Here is a 20,061-nt window from a genome sequence, read left to right on the forward strand (position 1 = left end):
TTACTCCCGTCGCCGGTAGCCGAACAGCAGCGGCCCGGCGGCGAGCCCCGCGAGGGCGAGCACGCCGGGGAGTACACCCCTGCCCGCGTAGATGGCGTCCGAGAGGGCCCGCGCGGGGGAGTCGACCGGGCCGTCGAACGGGAACGGCGTGTTCGAGCCGTCGCCGGCCTGCACGCGCTCGTCGAGCCAGGCGCTGTGGTCCTCGCCCGCGGCGCGCGCGACGAACGTCGTGAACTCTTCGTAGGAGACCTCCCCCTCGTGTTCGTTCATCATCCGGAAGACGTCGTCGAGCGAGCGCTCACCCCCCGAGGAGTCACGGATGCGCTCGTCCAGCTCGGCGAGGGTCCGCACCCCCGCGACGTAGGGGACCCGCTGGCTGGCCCAGGTGTCCCGGTCACCGAGCGCCGCGCCCTCGAACCCCGGTCGGGAGACGTACGCCTCGTACTCGGCCTGCGAGATGTGCCCCTCCTCGTACGCGAGGCGGGCCGCGTAGTACTCCGCCGAGGCCTCGGTGAACCACGCCATCTCGCCGGTGAGCCGGAACTCCTGGCGCGTGTGGACGTACTCGTGAATCCAGACGTTGTTCGCGCTGTCCATCGGGGAGCCGGCGTTGACCCACGCCTCGTCGCTCCGGATGAACGCCTCGCCACCCCCGCGGGCCGGCGGCGGGAGGGCGAACACCCGGACCGCCGTATCGCGGTCACCGACGGCGAGCCGGGCCGAGACCGACGCGTAGGTGTCGAGCACCGCGGGCGCGTCCAGCCCCGTCCCGGCGGGGGCGACGAGGTGGAACGTCTGCCCGTTCGCGGTGCGGGAGTAGATCTCGTGGTCGCCGTAGAGGAGGAACTTCTCGCCGACTGCGGCCGGGTCCTCGGTGGTGATCCGACCGTCCTCGAAGGGTGCGGTCGTCTCGGTGTGGCCGTCCGTCTGCCACGTCACGCGGAGGTAGGGGACGGGACCGAGCGCCCAGTCGTCCGTGGCGAGGTACTCCGCCCCCGTCGTCGTCCGGGGCGCGCGCGGAAGCTCCCGCTCGACGACGATTCGGGTCGTCTCGCCGGTCGCGCGGTAGGTGGGGACGCGGTGTCCATCGAGTGCCTGAACGCCGTCGGTCTCGACGACCGTCACGTCGGGGTCGACGTAGAGCCACAGCGCGTCCGCACCGGCCGTCTCGACCGTCACCGTGTAGCGGAGGGTGTCCCCCTCACGGGCGACGTGGACGGCCGTCTGCGGGGTCTCGGCGGGGGACCCAAGCGAGCTGGAGAGCGAGGCCGTGGTCGACGGGGTAGTCGACGTGTCGAGAACGGGAGTGTCGGGAGCCGTCGCCGCGGCCACCGCCGGCGTGAGGGCGACCGTGACGACCGTGGCGACGAGCCAAACGAGGAGAACCGTCTCCGTCCGACCACGTATCATCTACAATGGGGAAGGATGTCGAAACATATAGTCGATTCGGCGTGCGGTGTGCTAGCCCCCGAATACAGCCGTTTTCAGCGTTTCTGGCTGGAAAAGAGTGTGCCAGCGCCGCACTCACCCGACGTGAATCCACCCCTGCTTGCGCGCTGAAATCGGTGTCGAATGTGTCCGGACAGCCGGGCGACACGAACCGGGACGAAGAGGCGACACGAACCGAGGTGGGACAGGGCGAACGCGCGGCTCACCGTGGGGAGTCGGAGAAACAGCGGGGGAAGAGTCGACCGGAAGGAGACGACGGAGAAGAGACCGACCGCTCAGTGGGACTCGTGGGAGTCCTCGTGGTCCGATTCGAACTCGCCTTCCAGCTCGCCCGACCGGACCTTCACGTTCAGCTTGCCGGAGTCGGGGACGGTGATCTGAAGGCGGCCGCGGGCGTTCGTGGTGCCGACGACCTCGCGGGAGCCGCCGGACTCCCCGACCGCGACGGTCGCGCCCTCGACGGGCTCGTCGTCGTGCGTGGCGACCACGGTGACGGTCGCGCCGGAGGCGATCTCCCCCTCGATGGCGACCTCGATGGTGCCGCCGTCGGTGTGGGTGTGGTCGGCAGCCCCGGCACCGGGGCCGAGGGCGCTCGTACACCCCGCGAGGGCGAGGGCGATGCCGACGCCGGAGTGCGTCAGGACGGCCCGTCGTGTCGTGTCCATGGGTCGGGAGATGTCTCGGGAGGATAAGAATCGGCGACGAAGAAACGGGTCGGGTCGGGGGCGATGCGGGGGTGAGTCGGCGCTACTGGACGACGACGGCCCCCTTCATGCCCAGCCCGCGGTGGGGCTCACAGAAGTAGGTGTAGACCCCCGGCTCGTCGAAGGTGTACGTGTACGTCCCGCCCTCGACGGGGTCGCCGGAGCGGAAGCTCCCGTCGACGGCGACCACGTTGTGGGTGCCGGCCACCCACTCCCAGGTGATCTTGGTGCCGGCGTCGACGAGGATGGCGGTGGGGTCGAAGGCGAACGGGCCACCGTTCCCCTGCGCGCCGACCATGATCGTCTTGGTCTCGTCGCCGGTCTCATCCTCGGTGCCGTCGAAGGCGTCGACGCCCCGGAACCACGAGCCGTAGGTGAACCCCTCGATGGCGCTCCACTCGGCGAACGAGACCGCGCCGGCCTCCTGCACGTCGAACCCCGCGGGGAGCATCCCCTCCGGGGGCGAGCCCTCGTTGCCGGGGCCGCCGGCGACGCCGACGACGATCCGGCCGACCATCTGCAGGCCGCGGTGGGGCTCACAGTAGTAGTCGTAGGTCCCTTCGGTCTCGAAGGTGACCGAGGCGGTCGTCCCCGCCTCGGTGAGGAGGCCGGTGTCGAACGGCTCCGCACCCTCGGGGATGCGGGCCGGGAACGCCGTCGCGGTGTGCTGGCCGCTCACGAGCTCCCACTCGACGGTGTCGCCGGGCTGGATGGCGACGGCGACCGGGTCGAAGTAGAAGGCCATCCCGCCGTTCGAGGGCTCCATGTGCATCGTCACCGTGTGCGTCTGGCCTTCGGGGGCCGGCGTGGGGGTGCTCGTGGGCGTCTGGGCGGGTGTCGGGGTCGGTTCCTCGGTCGGGGTCGGCTGTGCGCCGCCGCCCGGTCCACCGGAACAGCCGGCGAGGCCGACGGCCGCGCCGACACCGACGGCTCGTAACATATCGCGTCGTGTGGTGTGCATGGTATCGTACCTATCTCAAAATATCCGCCATCGAACATAGCGGGTCGTCGTCGCTTCGGGTCGGATGGGGAAGGACGGCGGTGGTCGGCCGCCGACTCCGACGAGACCCCGGAACTGTCCCGTTTCACTCCCCGCGAGCGCGCAAGGGGGCTTGGGTCGTGTTAGCGCTCGGGGGTGCTACCGTAGTCGAGGGGGTTCGAGCCCGCCTCGACCTCGTCGCGGTCGGTCCACCCGTCCCCGTCCGTATCCCGGATGAGGGGGTTGGTCCGATGCGTGTACACTTCCTCGCCATCGTCCAGCCCGTCACGGTCGGAGTCGGCCTTGAGGGGGTCGGTGCCCAGGTTTCCTTCCTGGGCATCCGTGAGGCCGTCCCCGTCCGCGTCGGCCGTGAGGTCGGTGGTGAGCGAGCTCGGTGCCGCGAGCCCGGTGGTGCTGCCAGCCGTCACACAGAGTGCGATCATCGCGACGGTGAGGATCTGTCGGAGCATCTCAACTTCCCACGTCACTGTACGGCGGATGAGATGATGAACACCGCAGACGCTCCCGGGTGAAATCCCGTGCCACGCGGAGCGAGGGTTACCCCGCGGTAACTTCCGAGACGCGAGCTAACGGTTGGAAACCCTTGCTCGTCGTTTCTCTCGGCGACGACTCGCGTGAACCGATATATCCGTGATATACGACGGGCCCGTCGACGGGGGCGGGCCGGGGCGGTCTGTGTGGGTCCACCCCGTTCCTTCCCCGTCCGGTGAAAAGCGCACCAGTTCTCCGGTCACGGCTTATACCACGACCGGGGGGTAGGTAGGTCGTGGAGCGTCCGCCTCCGAGCGGTCGTTTCGGTGTGCGCCCCGGCCAGCACGGGCCCCACCCAGAGGAACCCACAATGAGTATCCAAGTATCCACGGGACGGCGTGTGACCGCCGTTCTGTTCGCACTAATCCTGTTCGTTAGCTCGATTAGTGTCTTCTTAGCTCCGGTCGGTGCGACCCCCGTCGCCCCGACGGGTGGGCATGCAACCATCGACGCCGGGCCGGCCGTCACACCGGAGGGCGTCGCCGACGTTGAGACGAACGGGGCGACCCACCACGCGACGGGGATCGACCCGAGCCTCGAGTTCGACCCCGACGCGAAGGTCTCGCGTGGGGACTTCCCGGACCGAGTCGGTCCGGCCAACGACGCGCCCGTCCTCGACTGGGGGTCGTCCAGCGGCCACAGCCACTCCAGCGAGTCGCAACACGCGTTCGGGACGGGGACCTTCGAGGCCCTCCAGGAGTCGTCGGTCTGTCCCGCGGACGCGCGGAACGTCAACTTCGACGTGAGCGCCATCCGCGTCGACATCCCGCTCAACCGCTACGGCATCCACGACCCCGAGGGTCGCATGTACGTCCTCGACGAGAACCTCCCCGCGGTCCGCGCCCAGGAGGCCATCCCGCACACGGACCCCGAGAAGGTCCAGCTCGGGCTCCGTGACGACGCCATCCAGCCGCTCGTCATCCGCGCGAACCTGGGGGACTGTGTCACGATCGACCTGACGAACCGCCTCGGTGGCGAGCCGGCCTCTATCAACATCCACCGCGGTCCGGTCGCCGCGGAGGAGAGCGGTGGTGCTGTTGGTTTCAACACCGAGAGCCTCGTCGCCCCCGGTGAGACCCAAACGTACACGTTCTACATCCCCGAGGACGAGCGCTTCGAGGGCCCGTGGTACTTCCACAGCCACGGCGATGTCCGCGCGCAGACCGCCCACGGGCTGTTCGGCACCTTGATGGTCGAACACGAGGGCAGCGAGTACCTCCACCCGGAGACGCTCGAACCCCTCAACTCCGGCTGGGAGGCCGTCATCGTCGACGGGCAGGAGGGCTACGCCTACCGCGAGTACGTCATCATCTACCACGAGATCGGTGACGACCGGTACCGCCCGCTCGACGCGAACAACTTCGAGGTCGAGCTGGTCGACCCCCTGACGGACACCTACCGTCCCTGCACGAAGGCGATGAACTACCGCTCCGAGTGTTTCATGATGCGGCTTATCGACCTGCAGGCCAACGACGACATCCCGAAGGGCTCCGACTTCGACAAGTCGCTGCTCTACAGCTCGTACTCCTTCGGTGACCCCGCGACGCCGACGCCCCGCGCCTACCTCGCGGACCCCTCGAAGGTCGCCATCGTCCACGGCGGGAGCGAGCAGTTCCACAGCCACCACCTCCACGGCGGCGGTATCCGGTGGCGCTTCGAACCCCACGCGGACAGCCACGGCGCGCACAACCTCATCATGCGCAGCCTCGACGGGAAGGGGCTCACGAAGAACCCCCCGGCGGACGACGTGAACTCCGAGACCGAACGGCTCGACTCCCAGACGCTCGGCCCCGGTGAGACGTACATGAACGAGATCGCCTGCGGGGCCGGCGGCTGCCAGCGCTCGGTTGGTGACTTCCTGTTCCACTGCCACATCCCGGACCACTACGTCGCCGGCATGTGGGCGCTCTGGCGCGTGCACAACACGAAACAGCCCGACCTCGCGGAGCTGCCGGACCGGACCGGCGACACCCCCCAGGCGGTGTCCTCCATCGGCCTCATCGGCACGGAGCTCCCCTCGGGTGAACGACTCTCCGAGGAGAACGTCGAGTCGTGGGTGGAGTCGAACCTCCCGCCGCAGGGCGTGCCGGACGGCTACGACGCCACGGTCTACGACTGGCGGAAGGTCGACACCCGCGTCGTCGAGGGGGAGAACAACACCACGACGACCGTCTCCGGGCTCCCCAGCCCCGCCGACCTCGGCGTCAACGTGACCGAGCTGGGCGTGGAGGGGGAGGGGATCCTCTATCTCACCGAGCCCGAGGACACCCACGTCTGGCCGAACTTCGCGTCCGAGACACCCGGCGAGCGCCGCGTGCTCACCTTCGACCCCGAGAACGGCCGGCTCGCCTACCCGTGGCTGAGCCCGCACCTCGGGAAACGCCCACCGTTCGCGCCCGGCCACGGCCCCGCGCCGTACCTCTCGACCGGCGATCGGGGGAACGACGTACCCACGAACAGTGACCACGCGGTCGTCCCGCCCGATCCGAACCGCCCGGACGACGCCATCTGTCCCGCCGGTGCGCCCATCAAACGGTACGACATCGTCGCCACGGAGCTCCCCATCGCGTTCAACAACGACGGCGACGTCATCCCCAACGGGATGATCTTCACGCTGGCCGAACAGACGGAGGCGATCCGGACCGGCCAACGGCCCGCGGAGCCGCTCATCTACCGCGCCAACGTCGGCGACTGCGTCCAGGTGACGCTCGTCTCCGAGCTCATCGACTCGGCGGAGAACAACGGGTTCTCGAAGGTGAACATCCACCCGCACTTCGTCCAGTTCGACGTGCAGGCCTCCGACGGCGTCATCACCGGCTTCAACTTCGAGCAGTCGGTCCGCCCGTACCGCACGGAGAACCGGACCCTCACTGCGGCCGTCAGTGCCGGTGACACGGTCATCCCGGTCACCAGCCTCGATGGCCTCCACGAGGGCATCACGGTCGGCGTGGGGCTCGGCACGGACGCCATCGAGATCCACACCATCGAGCGGCTCGACGCCGCGAACGGGACCATCGTCCTCGCCGAACCCATCGTCCGCGACCACGCGGCCGGACAGCACGTCGGCGTGGAGTTCGTCCGCTACGCGTACTACGTCGACGCGAACTTCGGGACGGTGTACTTCCACGACCACGTCGACGCGCTCAACACGTGGCCACGGGGGCTGTTCGGCAGCCTCATCGTCGAGCCCCGCGGGTCGAGCTACCACGATCCGGTGACCGGCGAGACGCGCCGTGCCGGCTCCGTCGTGGACATCCACACGAACCGTCCCGCCGTCGCCAACGGCCCCCCGATGAGCTACCGCGAGATGGTGCTCATCTTCACGGACCACCGCTTCGACGCCCAGAACGCCGGGCCCGTCATGGGGTCGGTGAACCTCAGAGCGGAGCCGCTCGAACACCGGCTGAACCGCGCCGACCCCTCGTTGGCGTTCTCCTCGGCGGTCCACGGCGACCCCGCGACCCCGCTGTTGCGCGCCTACGAGGGCGACCCCATCATGGTCCGCGGGCTGAACGCCGGCACCATCGCTCGCTACCCGCTCCGCTTTAGCGGCCACGAGTTCCAGCTGGAGCACTACCCGGGGAGCCCGTCGAAAGACGCCGTCCTCATGGACATCTCCGAGCGCCACGACATGTGGTTCACCGGGGGGGCCGGCGCGGCCGGTGACTACCTCTGGTACGTCGGCAGCGCCGACAAGCTGGTGGAGGGGATGTGGGGCATCATCCGCGTCCACGACACGCGAGAAGAGGACCTCCGGCCGCTCCCCGACCGAGACCCCGTGCCCGCGGGCGACGGCTTCCCGTCCGTCGGTGGGAGCCTCCCGCCCGCCGCGGTCGACGACGGAAGCGTCTGTGACCCCGACGCGCCCGTCCACACCTACGACGTGACGGCCACCCAGGTCGACACCGTCTTCGACGAGGGCACCGGCGATGGCGGACGCGTGTTCGCCTTCGTCCCCACCGACGACCTGGCGGCCGTCCACTCCGGCGCGAAACAGCTGGAGCCGCTCGTCCTGCGGCCCACCGCGGGCGAGTGTCTCCAGGTGACGGTCCACAACGGCCTCGACGCCCCCGTCTCGATGCACATCGGGAAGGGGTCGTTCGACCCGCAGGCGAGTCAGGGCATCACGGTCGGCTACAACCCCGACCAGTCCGTCCGCCCCGGTGAGAGCCGGACGTACGTCCTCATGCTGGACGAACCCGGCACGGGCGTCATCGCCGACTTCGCCATGGCGGACGACCGCATGGAAGGCCAGCGCAGCGGCCTCTACGGTGCCATCGTCGTCGCACCGGAGGACGCGATCATCCTCGACCCCGACACGGGCAACGTGACCGACGCCGGTGTCGCCGCCATCGTCTCCACGGAGGAGAAGACGTACCGCGATTACGTCCTCGTCTTCCACGACCAGGAGCCGATCATCGGGACGCCAGTCATGCCCTACCGGGAGGACGTCAGGGAGCCGGTACTCGTCAACTACCGCGCGGCCTCGTTGAACGAGGGGCTGCGCGCGGCCGACCCCGCCACGTACTTCTCGTCGGCGGCCCACGGCGATCCCGCGACCACGTTGCTGGAGGCGTACGCCGGCGACGACGTGACGGTCCACGTCGTCCACGGCTACGGTCTCCAGGCCGGCGTGTTCTCGATTGACGGCCACGGCTGGCAGCGCAACCCCGCCCTCGAGGAGTCGACGGTCGTCGGAGCGGAACACTTCGGCGCGCACATGGTGGTCAACGCCGAGCTCTTCGGCGGGGCCAACACCCCCGGCGACTACCTGTGGATGAACCACCGGCTCCCGTACGCCGAGGCCGGCCAGTGGGGCCTGCTCCGCGTGTACGGCCCGCTCTCGACCCCCATCGTGACGCTCGACGACGCCGCGGCCATCGCGGATGAGCACCGACCGGCGCCCGAACCGGCACCCACGCCGACTCCGGCGCCCGAACCGGCACCCGCTCCCTCGTCAGGTGGCAGCTCCGGCGGCTCCTCGGGCGGATCGAGCGCACCGCCCGCGCCCGCGCCGACGCCGGAACCCACCCCCGAGCCGACGCCCGTCCCGACGCCCGCGCCGACCCCGGAACCGACCCCGGAACCGACGCCCGCGCCGACCCCGGAACCCACCCCCAGAGCCACCGGCCCGTCCGTCAGTGACCCGGCCGAGCAGGGGAGCGTCGACGACGTGACGCCCACCCCCGAGGTGCCCACGATGGCCCCCGAGGCCGAGACGCCCGCCGAGGACCGTCCCGGGACCGACAGCTCCGGCATCCCGGTCGCCGTGGCGTTCCTCGCCATCCTCGCCCTCGCGGGCGCGGTGGTCGTCATCGCCGGGAGAATCCTGCGGCGGTAACCCCACGGAAACCGTCCGTTTTTTCGACCGTTTCGACTGATTCTATCGCGAGTGTCTGGTCGCGTTATCATACCTGCTGACATAGTGTGAGTCATGGTGACGTTCCTCACTCGTCGGGCGGCGCTGAGAGCAGTTGGAGGGGCGACAGCCCTGCTGGTAGCCGGGCTCCCCGCGCGTGCGACGGCCGTCGAGGACCGCTTCATCGTCGACACCTGTAGCTGTTCCAGCGAGGAGCTCGCTGGACTGCGCGTCGTCCACGACCTCCCGGCGATCGGGCTGCAGGTCGTCCGCGGCCCCAGACCGGACGTGCGGTGTTCCCGCGACGTGGCCTTCGGGATCGACCTCCCGCTGCGAAGCCACGAGGCGACCCACGTCGAGGCGCCCCTCCTCGATTTCCAGTGGGACCGGCAGTACATCCCCGTCGCGGAGGCCCACGCCATCACGGACGGCAGCGGGGCCCGCGTGGCGGTCATCGACACCGGCATCGACGGGACGCACCCGGCGCTCACCCACGCGGTGAACACGGAGCTCTCGAAGAACTTCACGGAGGACGGCGGCGACTACACGGACATCGGCTTCCACGGCACCCACGTCTCGGGGATCATCGCCGCGGCCCCCGGAGACGCCGGGCTCGTCGGGATGGCCCCCGGCGTCGACCTGGTCGCCTGTCGGGTGTTCTCCGCCGCGTCGGCGCTGTTCGGTGACGTCATCGCCGCGATGGTCTACGCCGCCGAGATCGACGCCGACGCCGCGAACCTCTCGCTCGGAGCCTACCCCCTCCCGCTCGACGACCCCGAGGTCCAGCTGCTCCGCGAGGCCGTCGACCGCGCCGTCGCGTTCGGCGAGGAGCAGGGGACCGTCTACGTCGCCGCCGCGGGCAACGACGGCGCGAACCTCGACGCCGACGGCGAGGTCATCAGCCTCCCGAACGAGGCCGAGAACGTCCTCTCGGTGAGTGCGACGGGGCCGATCGGCTACCGCTGGGACGACGAACCGGACGAGGACGACCCCCTGAACCGCCTCGAACAGGAGCCCTCCGAGATCGCCTTCTACTCCAACTTCGGGGAGGACGCCATCGACGTGAGCGCGCCGGGCGGGAACGCCGACCGGAGCGCCATCGGGACGGACGCGGCGTGGTATCTCGACCTGGTGCTCAGTACGGTCCCCGGTGGCTACGGCTGGGCCGCGGGCACCTCGATGGCGGCCCCGCAGGTGGCAGGCACCGTCGCGCTGGTGCGCTCGCTGGCCCCCACGGCGAGCGCGAGGGCCGTCCGCGAGCACCTGCGCGAGACGGCCCGCGGGATGGGCCAGGCGGAGTTCCACGGCGCTGGCCATCTCGACCCGGTCCGCGCGGTGGAGGACGCCGCCGACATCTGACGGGCGCGGGTGGCCGGCGGGCGGCGTTTTTCGGTGAGGACGAGGGGAAAAGCGATCGACAGTGGCGCCTACGCGGGCGAGGAAGCCGCGACGAGGTGTTCCTCCCCCCAGTCGCGCATCGCGAGGAGGACGGGCGAGAGCGACTGGCCGTGGTCCGTGAGTTCGTACTCGACGCGCAGCGGGTGTTCCGAGACGACGCGCCGGGTCAACAGCTGGTTCGCCTCCAGGTCGGTGAGACAGTCCGTGAGCACCTTCGAGGAGATGCCGTTGACCGCGCGCTTGAGGTCGTTGAAGCCGAGGGGGGCTTCGAGGAGGCGGTGGACGACGACCGGGTGCCACTTCTTGCCGATGAGCGACGCCGTGGCCGTGATGGGGCACCACTCCTCGCCGGCGCACCACACCTCGATGGGGGGCGATTGGGCGTGAACCATACCATCAGCTACGGCGCGAGCCGGAATGAGCGTTCTCTCGGTATCGCCCGTCATCGCCATTCATACACCCGGATTTCGGGGAAACTCTCTGCGGGAGTCATCTCCGCTGCGAGCCTACGAGACCTACAGGTGCATCCGTATGACCACACGACGAGAGACACTGAAACTGGTCGGTGTGAGCGCCCTCCTGGCCCCCGCGGTGAGCGGGACGGCCGCGGCCGGTGAGGTCGAGAAGGAACTCGACGGCCACGTCTTCGCGACGAAGCTGATGAAGGGGGCCAACGAGGTCCCACCCGTGGAGAGCCCGGCGAGCGGGTTCGCCGCCCTCCACCTGACGGAGCACGGTGCGGGGCCGCACATCCACTTCGCGGTGGTCGTCGCCAAGCTCAAGAAGGCCGTGGCGGCCCACCTCCACGACGGCGCGAAGGGGGAGAACGGCCCCGTCCTGCTCACGCTGTTCGACCACGACCACCCCGTCACGACGAACGGGCTGCTCGCGCACGGCACCATCACCCCCGAGATGGCGGGCGAGGAGACGTTCGCGAAGGCCGTGAAGGCGATGAAAGCCGGGAAGGCGTACGTGAACATCCACACCACGACCTACCCCGCGGGGGAGATCCGGGGCCAGGTGAAAGAACGCGACGAGCTCGAAGTCGAGTTCGAGGAGTCGTTCGAGGTCTCGCTCGACGACGGCGAACTGGAAGCCGAGGCCGAGGTCACCCTCTCGGTGAACGGGATGAGCCTCGAGATGGCAGAGATGGACGACGCGGACGAAATGGACGACTGAGCGTCACCGAACCGACGCCTCAGCGCCCTCGAAACCGCGTTTTTCGCCGTCTCCGGCCCCGATGAACGGTCAGGCCGCTTATCACGGCGCGTCGCCTACGAAGAGTGATACTTCTTCACACACCCTGTGCGCCTCGTCGTGCCGCGACAGACCCGACTGTTCCCCCTCGGGGTCGTATCGGCTGCCACCGGCGAGTGCCACGCCACGGGTCGACGGGTGGAACACGCGAGCCGGGAGACGACCCCCGGCGACGGGAGGGGCGGGGAACCACCGGAACGTCCTCCGAACGCTCAAGGCCCACCGAACGCCGAACGCTCAAGGTTCACCGAACGCCGGGGGATCCGGCCGCTGGCCCGCCAGCCGCCCCCACCACCCGGACACCTGAGAGGTCACCAGTCGTACCTGAAAAAAAGGCTGAGCGGGCGTTTCCACGGGTCTCCTCCCCGAGCCAACAGTCAGCCAAGGCATCCCCCCGATAGAATCCATGCGATTCCCTGTCAAGGTAATCCGGGGTTCAAATCACCACCTGTCCTACAAGACGCATGCACGAGACGAAATCGCGCCGCCAGCCCTCGGAGCCCCGGGATATCGTCGTCGAGCTCGACACGGGGCTGCTCCTGCTCGACACGATGAACGTCCGGGCGTGGATCTGCTCCGACATCGCCGTCGACGTGGAGCCCTGAAACCGCATCCGGTCCCCCCTTCTTATCCGGTCGGCCGCGTCGCCCGCAGGAACGCCGGGAACGTCGCGCCGAGCACCGCGCCGAAGCCGACGTGACCCACGAGGCTCACGAGGTCGAAGCCGATGGGCGTCTGCAGCCCCATCGCCGTGAGCCACAGCGGCATGACGACGGTCGCGAGGACGAGCCACAGGGAGACGCCGTAGGCGATGCCGAGCCCCATCGCGGGGAGCACGCGGGCCGCGTACTGCCGGAACGGGGCCGCCGTGGAGAGGCCGGCGAACGCCAGCCCGAACAGCAGGCTGTGGAACAGGTGGGCGACCCAGCCGCCGACGAGGGTCTCCGCCCCGTAGAGCGCGCCGATGGTCGGGAGCCCGCCCGTCGCCTGCAGGAGCGCGCCGAAGGCGATCCCGCCGGCGAGCCCACCGCCGACACCGGCCGCCCAGCGACCCGCGAACTGGGCCTCCTCCTCGGGCCGAAGCCCGAACGTCTCCGTCATCCGGGTAGTGACGCCTTTCGATGCCATAGCTAGAGACACGCTGTCAGGGAAGAAAAGGGGTTCCAGGCAGAGCGTGGGGGACCGGCTCAGGTGGTCACCTCCGTGCGGCCGCGCGCGTCGCCGACGCGGATCTCGATGCGGAAGGAGTCCTCGTTCGGCACCGTGAACGTGAGTTCGCCACAGCCGTTCGTCGAGCCGGCGGGGTCGCCGTCCACGTCGACCGGGGCGTTGGCGAGCCGCTGGCCGTCGTACCGCGCGACCAGCCTCGCCGTGTCACCCGGCGCGACCTCCGTGGAGGTGACGACGATGTCGATGGTTCCCTGCGCGGACAGCGACGCGGCGTCGACGACGGGCTCCTCACAGCTCGAGCTCCCGCCGGAGCCGGTGTCGTCGCCGCCCGAACCGCCCGAGCCACCCTCGTTGCCGCCGCCGGAGCCACCGCCGGCGAGCATCTCCTCCGCGCGGGTCGTGAGCGCGTCGAGCGCGTTGCCCGCGTCGGCGTCGATGCTGGACTGTGCCGGCTGGAACCCGGGATCGGTGGCGGGGTCGGGGGAGCCGACGAGCACCGACGCGACCATCCCGCCGCCCTCGTGGGGGAGACAGAAGTAGTCGTACTTCCCGGCGGTCGTGAACGTGTGCTCGAACCCCGCGGCGGAGGCGAACCCGGAGTCGAAGCCCGAGGCCCCCGAGGGGATGCGGTCCGGTTTCCCGTTATCGGACGAGTAGCTCGTCACGGTGTGGCCCGCCTCGGCCCACTCCCACCGGACGGTGTCACCCACGTCCACGTGGATGAGCTCCGGCGAGAAGGACTTCCCGCCGTTCGCACCGACGGTGACCGTGTGAGTGGCGGGCTGGCCGGAACCTCCAGAACCGCCCGAACCGCCACCGGAACCGGCGTTCCCGCCGTTCTCGAGGAGCGAACGGGCCTGGTCGTTGAGGCTCGTGAGCGTCGTCTCCGCGCGATCCGGGAGCGACGACTGCGGGGGCGCGAGCCCGGGCTGGCCATCGGGAGAGGGGGTGCCGACGACGAGCGAGCCGACCATCCCGCTGCCCTCGTGCGGACGGCAGAAGTAGTCGTAGACGCCGGGGGCGTCGATGGTGAACGCGAAGGACTCGCCGGGACCCATCATGCCGGAGCGCCACGCGAGCCCCGCGTTGGGGATGCGCCGCGGCCGGTCGTTCGCCGGGGCGTACGCCTCGATGTCGTGCGTGCCGTCGACGACCTGCCACTCCACGGTCTGGCCGGGCTGGAGCTGCTGGACCGGCGGATCGAACGCGTAGCCGTCACCCGTGGCGACGAGCCGGACGGTCACGTCCCCCTCGGTGGGGAGCGCGGGCTCGCCGTTCGACGGCTGGTCGGGCTGCTGGTTCGGGGGGCTCCCACCAGTGCCGCCGGAGCCGCCCGAGCCGCCGGTGTTCGCGAGCAGGGTCTCCGCCTCGCCGTTGAGCGACGTGAGCGCGCTCTGTGCGGCCGCGGGGAGGTCGCTCTGCGGGGCCGCGAGGCCGGGCTGACCCTCCGGGGAGGGCCGGCCGACGACGACGGTGCCGACCATCCCCATCCCCTCGTGCGGGAGACAGAAGTAGTCGTAGACGCCCTCCGTCCCGAGCGTCTGCTCGAAGCTGTCGCCCGTCTGGAGGATGCCGGAGTCCCACGCGGTGCCGCCACCGGGGATGCGCTGGGGCTTCCCGTTCGCGGTGGCGTAGGCGGTCGTCGTGTGGACGCCATCGACCATCTTCCAGGTGATGGTGCCGCCGGCCGCGACGTGCGCGACCGCGGGCTCGAAGGCGTAGCCGTCGGCCGTCTGCACGGCCTCGATGGTGACTGACTGCGGGAGAGGTTCGGGGGCGGCGTTCCCGCCGGCGCCGCTGTCGGCCCCCCCGGCTGCCCCGCTCCCGAGCGTGAGCGTGGTGCCGCCCGTGGCGACCCCGGCGAACGCCTCGATTCTGACCGTGGCCGTGTCGGTGGGGAGCGTGACGACGAGCGCGCCGCGCTCGTCCGTCGTCCCCACGCGCTCGTCGTTGACGGTGACGGGGGCGTTCACGAGCCGGTGGTTGTCCACCCACGCGACGACGCGGGCCCGGCTGCCGGGGCCGACCTCGCCGTTGACCGCCGTGACGAACAGCGTGATCTCGCCCTCGACGACCTCCGCGCTGGCGTCGACGGTCTTCTCGCTCGGCGTGGCCCCGTAGAACAGCTCGGGCGCCTGCCGATTCAGCTTCGAGAGCGCCTCGGCCGCCGCGGACGGGAGCTCCGCCTGCGGCGGGGCGAGCCCCGGCTGGTCGCCGAGGTCACCGACGACGACGGTGCCGACGGCACCGCGCTCCTGGTGCATCGGGCAGAAGTAGTCGTAGATCCCGGGCTCCGCGAACGTCTGGGTGAACGACTCCCCTTCCTCGAGCCTGCCGGAGTCCCACGGTTCCGCGTCCTCGGGAATCCTGAGGGGAGCGTCGTTCTCGGGATGGTAGGCGGTCGCGCAGTGGGTCCCCTCCGTCGAGGTCCACGTCACCGAACCCCCGGTGGCGACCTGTACGACGGGCGGGTCGAAGGCGTGGTCCTCCGCTGCCGGGACGATGCTGACCTCGGCCTCCTCCGTGAGGGTCCGTGCGGGGTTCCCGGTCGACGCCGCGTCCTCGCCGTCGCCCCCGTGGGCCTCGTGGCCACCGTGGGCGTTCAGGTGCGCGTTCGCGGTCTTGTTCAGCTCGAGGATGGCCTCGCGCGCCGGCTGCGGGAGCGACTCCTGTGGCGGGGCCAGCCCCGGCTGGGTGTCGGGCGACGGCATCCCGACGACGACGGAGCCGACCATCCCCATCCCCTCGTGGGGGAGACAGTAGTAGTCGTAGACACCCTCGCTGTCGAAAGTGTGCTCGAAGGTGTCGCCCTCCGAGAGCATCCCGGAATCGAACGGCGTCGCCGTCGGGGGCATCCGGTTCGGCTTCCCGTTGTCCGCGTGGTACGCCGTCACCGTGTGGACGCTGTCGACCATCTCCCACGTCACCGTCGCGCCGGGTTTGACGTGGACCACGCTCGGCTCGAACGCGAACCCCGAGTCGGTGGCGACGGCCTCGACCGTGGCCGACGCGGCCAGCTCCGGCGGCGCCTCCTCCGCGGGCGCGGACATCCCACCGCCGGCAGCGGTGGGCGTGGGCGTCGCCGTCCGGTTCACCTCGATCTCGACGGGCGTCTGCTGAGTGCGGACGTCCGGGTTCGCCCCGAGCGAACAGCCCGCGAGCCCGACCGCCGACAGCACGCCGACGCCCTGGAGGAACGTCCGACGGCTCGGCTGACCTTCCTCGGTCATGGCGCTACCCCCGTGAGGGTCGTTCGTGTACTCGGTCCTCGACCTGCCTGGAAGTTCGGTCGTGTCGTCATCTATCGACTCGGACTAACCATTCAGTTACCGCTATATGAGCGGTCGAGAGAGTTGCACCGAATTTCGTGCCGAAACGGTCCGAAAGGGTCCGAAAGGGTCCGAAACTTCGCTATTCCACCCGAATCGGGAAGCAAATAACCTTCTTCCGGGGGAAAATACTCAGCAACGAAGAGAGTCGGGAAGCGTAACACCGCCCGAAACGCACTCGCGCGCGGACACTTAGTGGGTAGTTACCCCCTGCTCACGACGCCGTGAGCAGCCTCACAGCCCGCGGTTCGTGCTAGCACACGACACATATCGAGCCACCCGGTTCGCCGTCTCAGAGCACCCGGAACACGCGAATCGTATCTCGTTTGGTCGGCTTCTCGAACAGCTGTGCCGCGCCGAGGTCGGTGAAGACCGTCTTCCAGTCGCGGTGGTACAGCGGGAACTCGTCGTCGACGTAGCTCACGTCGAACTCGCCGCGGCCGCGCTGCGGGCTGTTCCCCTCGTTCTCCGCGGTGATGATGAGGTCGTCGCTCACCCGCGTGAGCTCCTCGAACACCCAGTCGTCCTCCGGGTGGATATGCTGGAGCGTCTCGACGGTGTAGATGACGTCGAACTGCCCGTCGCGGCACTCCGGGAGGAAATCCTCCGCGGCCCCCGCCGTGAACGTCCCCGTCTCCGCGAGCGCGGGGAACGCCTCCGCCATCACCGCGAAGGAGTCCTCGTTGATGTCGATCCCCGTCAGGTCCTCGTAGCCGTTGTCGTGGAGATGCGCGAGATGCCGCCCCGAGCCGCAGCCGATCTCGAGGATAGAGACGTCGCCCGTCGTGTAGTGGTCCAGCACCTCCACGAGCGTCTCGCTCACCCCGTTGGGGCCGAGATGCGCGTAGTACTCCGGCGAGAACCGCCCGGACCGCTCCGCCCAGTCCTGTCGAACTTCGTCCGGGTTCATACACGCGAATTCGGGGGCGAGACGTATATACCCGGTCAAATCGCTTCATCAGCGGTACATCGACACGAGAGCAGAGCGAGAGAAAATCGAGATTACTGAGCGGGTGGGTGAAGCGAGAACTCTGCTCTCGCGGAATTTGAACGAAGCTCCGGCCTGCTTCAAATCCCCGAGGCTCGCAAAAGCGAGCCCTGAGGGACTCACGCGAGCGGAGGGAACGAGATTCAATCATGCTAAATATATTAACTCATCGAAACTTATCAGTGCAAACATTTACCAAGGTGGAAGAAGTTCATTTTGTATCTCATGAAACCGAAAATATACTCTGTTGACGACGTTTATGGCATAACAAGAGATCTACCGCGTAACTACGTTGGAAGAGAAGCTGTGGACGAGAAACTGCGGAGCGATTTGAATAGGGGGAAGCATCTGGTTATCTACGGCAGTTCCAAGCAAGGAAAGACATGTTTAAGAAAACACTGCATAGAGGATGACGACCAATTGGTTGTTCAATGTAGCAATAAATGGGAATTAAAAGATATCCATACGGCGATTCTAAAGAGAGCAGGGTACGAGATAACAGTCTCAGAAAAAGAAGCCATATCAGGGACAAAGAAAATAAGGGCAAAAATCAGAGGCAAGATACCAGGACTAGGGGGGGGAAGTCGAGGGTGAAGAAACGAAGACGGAAACGCAAGAGAAGACGGTAAGAGAGTTAGAATTAGACCCATTAGATGTAAATGATGTAATTCGAGCCTTAGAAGAAATTGAAAATGACAAATATCTAGTCCTAGAAGACTACCACTATCTACCTGTTGAGACACAAAAAGACTTCGCTGTCGCACTGAAAGCGTTTCATGAAGCTTCTCAGTTTAGTTTTATTATCGTGGGCGTGTGGCTTGAGGAGAACAGACTCATAGTCCACAATGGAGATCTAACGGGCAGGGTAATTGCAGTAAACGCAGACAATTGGGAGCGAAATCAATTGAGAAGGGTAATCGAAAAGGGGGAAAGCATCTTGAATGTTCAATTTGAGCTCTCTTTTAAAGACGAACTAATCGAAAATTGTTATGACAGTGTATATATTGTCCAAGAAGCGTGCAGAAAAGTATGCTTAGACAACAACATTGAAGGAACACAGCAAAGTTTGTCAAAGCTGGCTAAAGAAATCGATGCTACGGATGTGGTTGACTCAGTAGTTAATGATCAGAGTGCAAGGTATCGATCATTTATCAGGGCGTTCAGGGATGGGTTTCAGGATACGGAACTCGAGATGTATAAGTGGCTGTTATTCCCAATATTATCAGCAGATACGGATGATCTTGAAGGCGGGCTAATATATGCCGATATTCGGAAGCAGATACAAAACCATCATCCGAGGGGAAAAGACCTAAATCCAGGTAACTTGACCCAAGCATTGCAATCAACAGCCTCACTCCAAGTTGACAAGGGAATAAAACCGATTATTTTAGATTACGACCAAACAAACAGAAGGCTCAGTATAGTGGATAGAGGATTCTTGATATGGTTAGACAATCAACAAGAAGAAGATCTCCTCGAATATGCGAGTCTAGATGCAGTAGTCAAATAAAATATAATCAGGTAGGGGACTCACATTCGCTGCGCTCACGTGAGTACGCGAAAGCTCTGCTCACATGGAGATCTCGTTGGCAAACGAGAATTCGTCACGCTAGCGGCCGAAATTAAACAACCAACGAAGCTCCGGCCTGCTTCAAATCTCCGAGGCTCGCAAAAGCGAGCCCTGAGGGACTCACGCGAGCGGAGCGAGCGTGAGTACGCAGGGCTCGTGAGGTGACGAACGCAGTGAGGAACCGAACGAGCCCTGAGGGATTTGAACCCCCGACAATCTGGTCCGAAGCCAGACACTCTGTCCAGGCTGAGCTAAGGGCCCTGTCGGATACACGTCGGGCGTTCCGCATAAGTCCCGCGATTCGAACCGGGGGGCTTCCGTCGGGTTTATGGCCGGCGCTCGGGCAGTGGGGGTATGTTTCGCGGGCTACTGGAGCTGACGCGACCGGGCAACGCGGTCGCGGCGGGGCTGCTCACCTTCATCGGGGCGTTCGTCGCCGGCATCCCGTCGAGCACCCCGGCGTACGTGGGCGTCACGGCGGCCGTACTCGCGACGGTGTTCGCGACGGGGGCGGGCAACGCCATCAACGACTACTTCGACCGGGAGATCGACCGCATCAATCAGCCGGGGCGGCCCATCCCGCGGGGGGCGGTCACGCCGCGGCAGGCGCTGTGGTTCTCGGTGGCGCTGTTCGTCGGGGCGGTGGCGCTGACGGCGGTGCTCCCGCCGCTGGCCATCGCCATCGCGGTGGTGAACCTCCTCGCGCTCGTCGCCTACACGAAGGTGTTCAAGGGACTGCCCGGGATGGGGAACCTCGTCGTCTCGTATCTCGGCGGGAGCACCTTCCTGTTCGGCTCGGCGGCCGTGCTGGGGCGGCTCTCGGCCGCGGTCGTCGTGTTGTTCGCGCTCGCCGCGCTCTCGACGTTCGCGCGTGAGGTCGTGAAAGACGTGGAGGACATCGAGGGGGACAGAGAGGAGGGGCTGAACACGCTCCCCATCGCGGCGGGCGAGCGGGTCGCGCTCGTGGTGGCGCTCGTCGCGCTCGTCGTGGCCGTGGGGGCCTCGCCACTGCCGTACCTGCGCGGGACGTTCTCGGTCGCGTACCTCGTGGCCGTGCTCCCCGCGGACGCGGTGATGCTGTTCGCGGGGTACCGGTCGTGGCGCGACCCAACCGCGGGCCAGTCGCTGTTGAAATACGGGATGTTCCTCGCGGCCGCCGCGTTCGTCGTCGGGCGGCTCGCGTGAGTGTCGATTCGTCGTCTCCCGGCGATACTCGCCGGTGGTCCATCGAACGCCACCCCGGTTACCGTGTTGATACCACGCAAGAACCCCGGAGCCAAGCAAAAACGCTAAATGTGCGCTGAGT

Annotated in this window: 15 protein-coding genes and 1 tRNA gene; 7 read left to right on the top strand and 9 right to left on the bottom strand. The window is 67.4% G+C overall.

Annotated features, from left to right (window positions below):
• From ACQUQR_RS05660 to ACQUQR_RS05675, 4 genes are all read right to left on the bottom strand, one after another.
• On the bottom strand, nucleotides 1-1,410 hold the full coding sequence (locus ACQUQR_RS05660) for a hypothetical protein (protein ID WP_435195461.1): 1,410 nt from the start codon (nucleotides 1,408-1,410) through the stop codon (nucleotides 1-3).
• 314 nt (nucleotides 1,411-1,724) lie between these two features.
• The gene (locus ACQUQR_RS05665; protein WP_435195463.1) at nucleotides 1,725-2,114 is read right to left on the bottom strand and encodes a hypothetical protein; all 390 of its coding nucleotides are present in this window, start codon (nucleotides 2,112-2,114) and stop codon (nucleotides 1,725-1,727) included.
• Nucleotides 2,115-2,196: 82 nt separating this feature from the next.
• Nucleotides 2,197-3,093, bottom strand: coding sequence for a halocyanin domain-containing protein (locus tag ACQUQR_RS05670; RefSeq protein WP_435195464.1), 897 nt, complete (start codon nucleotides 3,091-3,093; stop codon nucleotides 2,197-2,199).
• A gap of 182 nt (nucleotides 3,094-3,275) precedes the next feature.
• The gene (locus tag ACQUQR_RS05675) at nucleotides 3,276-3,602 is read right to left on the bottom strand and encodes a hypothetical protein (protein ID WP_435195466.1); all 327 of its coding nucleotides are present in this window, start codon (nucleotides 3,600-3,602) and stop codon (nucleotides 3,276-3,278) included.
• Between the two features lie 422 nt (nucleotides 3,603-4,024).
• Here ACQUQR_RS05675 and ACQUQR_RS05680 point away from each other — a divergent pair, with 422 nt between their 5' ends.
• Together ACQUQR_RS05680 and ACQUQR_RS05685 are read left to right on the top strand one after the other, a co-directional pair.
• Entirely contained in the window at nucleotides 4,025-9,025 is a 5,001-nt protein-coding gene (locus tag ACQUQR_RS05680; RefSeq protein ID WP_435195468.1) for a multicopper oxidase domain-containing protein, read from the top strand.
• 93 nt (nucleotides 9,026-9,118) lie between these two features.
• Complete coding sequence (locus ACQUQR_RS05685) at nucleotides 9,119-10,402, top strand: S8 family peptidase (RefSeq protein ID WP_435195470.1); 1,284 nt, start codon at nucleotides 9,119-9,121, stop codon at nucleotides 10,400-10,402.
• A gap of 68 nt (nucleotides 10,403-10,470) precedes the next feature.
• Here ACQUQR_RS05685 and ACQUQR_RS05690 read toward each other — a convergent pair whose 3' ends face one another.
• On the bottom strand, nucleotides 10,471-10,833 hold the full coding sequence (locus ACQUQR_RS05690; protein WP_435195472.1) for a winged helix-turn-helix transcriptional regulator: 363 nt from the start codon (nucleotides 10,831-10,833) through the stop codon (nucleotides 10,471-10,473).
• A gap of 139 nt (nucleotides 10,834-10,972) precedes the next feature.
• Here ACQUQR_RS05690 and ACQUQR_RS05695 point away from each other — a divergent pair, with 139 nt between their 5' ends.
• Together ACQUQR_RS05695 and ACQUQR_RS05700 are read left to right on the top strand one after the other, a co-directional pair.
• Nucleotides 10,973-11,620 carry a CHRD domain-containing protein gene (locus ACQUQR_RS05695; protein ID WP_435195474.1) on the top strand — a complete coding sequence of 216 codons (648 nt, stop codon included), beginning with the start codon at nucleotides 10,973-10,975 and terminating at the stop codon, nucleotides 11,618-11,620.
• A 542-nt stretch (nucleotides 11,621-12,162) separates the two neighbouring features.
• Nucleotides 12,163-12,303: a hypothetical protein gene (locus ACQUQR_RS05700; RefSeq protein ID WP_435195476.1), complete on the top strand. Its 141-nt coding sequence runs from the start codon at nucleotides 12,163-12,165 to the stop codon at nucleotides 12,301-12,303.
• A 22-nt stretch (nucleotides 12,304-12,325) separates the two neighbouring features.
• On the opposite strand, the gene ACQUQR_RS05705 is transcribed toward ACQUQR_RS05700, so the two are convergent.
• The 3 genes from ACQUQR_RS05705 to ACQUQR_RS05715 form a co-directional block, all read right to left on the bottom strand.
• Entirely contained in the window at nucleotides 12,326-12,826 is a 501-nt protein-coding gene (locus ACQUQR_RS05705) for a hypothetical protein (RefSeq protein ID WP_435195477.1), read from the bottom strand.
• Between the two features lie 59 nt (nucleotides 12,827-12,885).
• Nucleotides 12,886-16,098 carry a plastocyanin/azurin family copper-binding protein gene (locus ACQUQR_RS05710; protein ID WP_435195479.1) on the bottom strand — a complete coding sequence of 1,071 codons (3,213 nt, stop codon included), beginning with the start codon at nucleotides 16,096-16,098 and terminating at the stop codon, nucleotides 12,886-12,888.
• A gap of 391 nt (nucleotides 16,099-16,489) precedes the next feature.
• Complete coding sequence (locus ACQUQR_RS05715) at nucleotides 16,490-17,107, bottom strand: class I SAM-dependent methyltransferase (RefSeq protein ID WP_435195480.1); 618 nt, start codon at nucleotides 17,105-17,107, stop codon at nucleotides 16,490-16,492.
• A 303-nt stretch (nucleotides 17,108-17,410) separates the two neighbouring features.
• On the opposite strand from ACQUQR_RS05715, the gene ACQUQR_RS05720 reads away from it, so the two are divergent.
• Nucleotides 17,411-17,779 (top strand): hypothetical protein, encoded by a 369-nt coding sequence (locus ACQUQR_RS05720; protein WP_435195481.1) that lies wholly within the window; start codon nucleotides 17,411-17,413, stop codon nucleotides 17,777-17,779.
• 211 nt (nucleotides 17,780-17,990) lie between these two features.
• Nucleotides 17,991-18,695: a hypothetical protein gene (locus ACQUQR_RS05725; protein ID WP_435195482.1), complete on the top strand. Its 705-nt coding sequence runs from the start codon at nucleotides 17,991-17,993 to the stop codon at nucleotides 18,693-18,695.
• Between the two features lie 246 nt (nucleotides 18,696-18,941).
• On the opposite strand, the gene ACQUQR_RS05730 is transcribed toward ACQUQR_RS05725, so the two are convergent.
• Nucleotides 18,942-19,016 (bottom strand) — tRNA-Arg (locus ACQUQR_RS05730).
• 93 nt (nucleotides 19,017-19,109) lie between these two features.
• On the opposite strand from ACQUQR_RS05730, the gene ACQUQR_RS05735 reads away from it, so the two are divergent.
• Nucleotides 19,110-19,940: a geranylgeranylglycerol-phosphate geranylgeranyltransferase gene (locus ACQUQR_RS05735; RefSeq protein WP_435195483.1), complete on the top strand. Its 831-nt coding sequence runs from the start codon at nucleotides 19,110-19,112 to the stop codon at nucleotides 19,938-19,940.
• Nucleotides 19,941-20,061: the final 121 nt, after the last annotated feature.

The sequence above is a fragment of the Natronomonas sp. EA1 genome, from assembly GCF_051195035.1.
Lineage (GTDB): Archaea > Halobacteriota > Halobacteria > Halobacteriales > Haloarculaceae > JBNTJV01.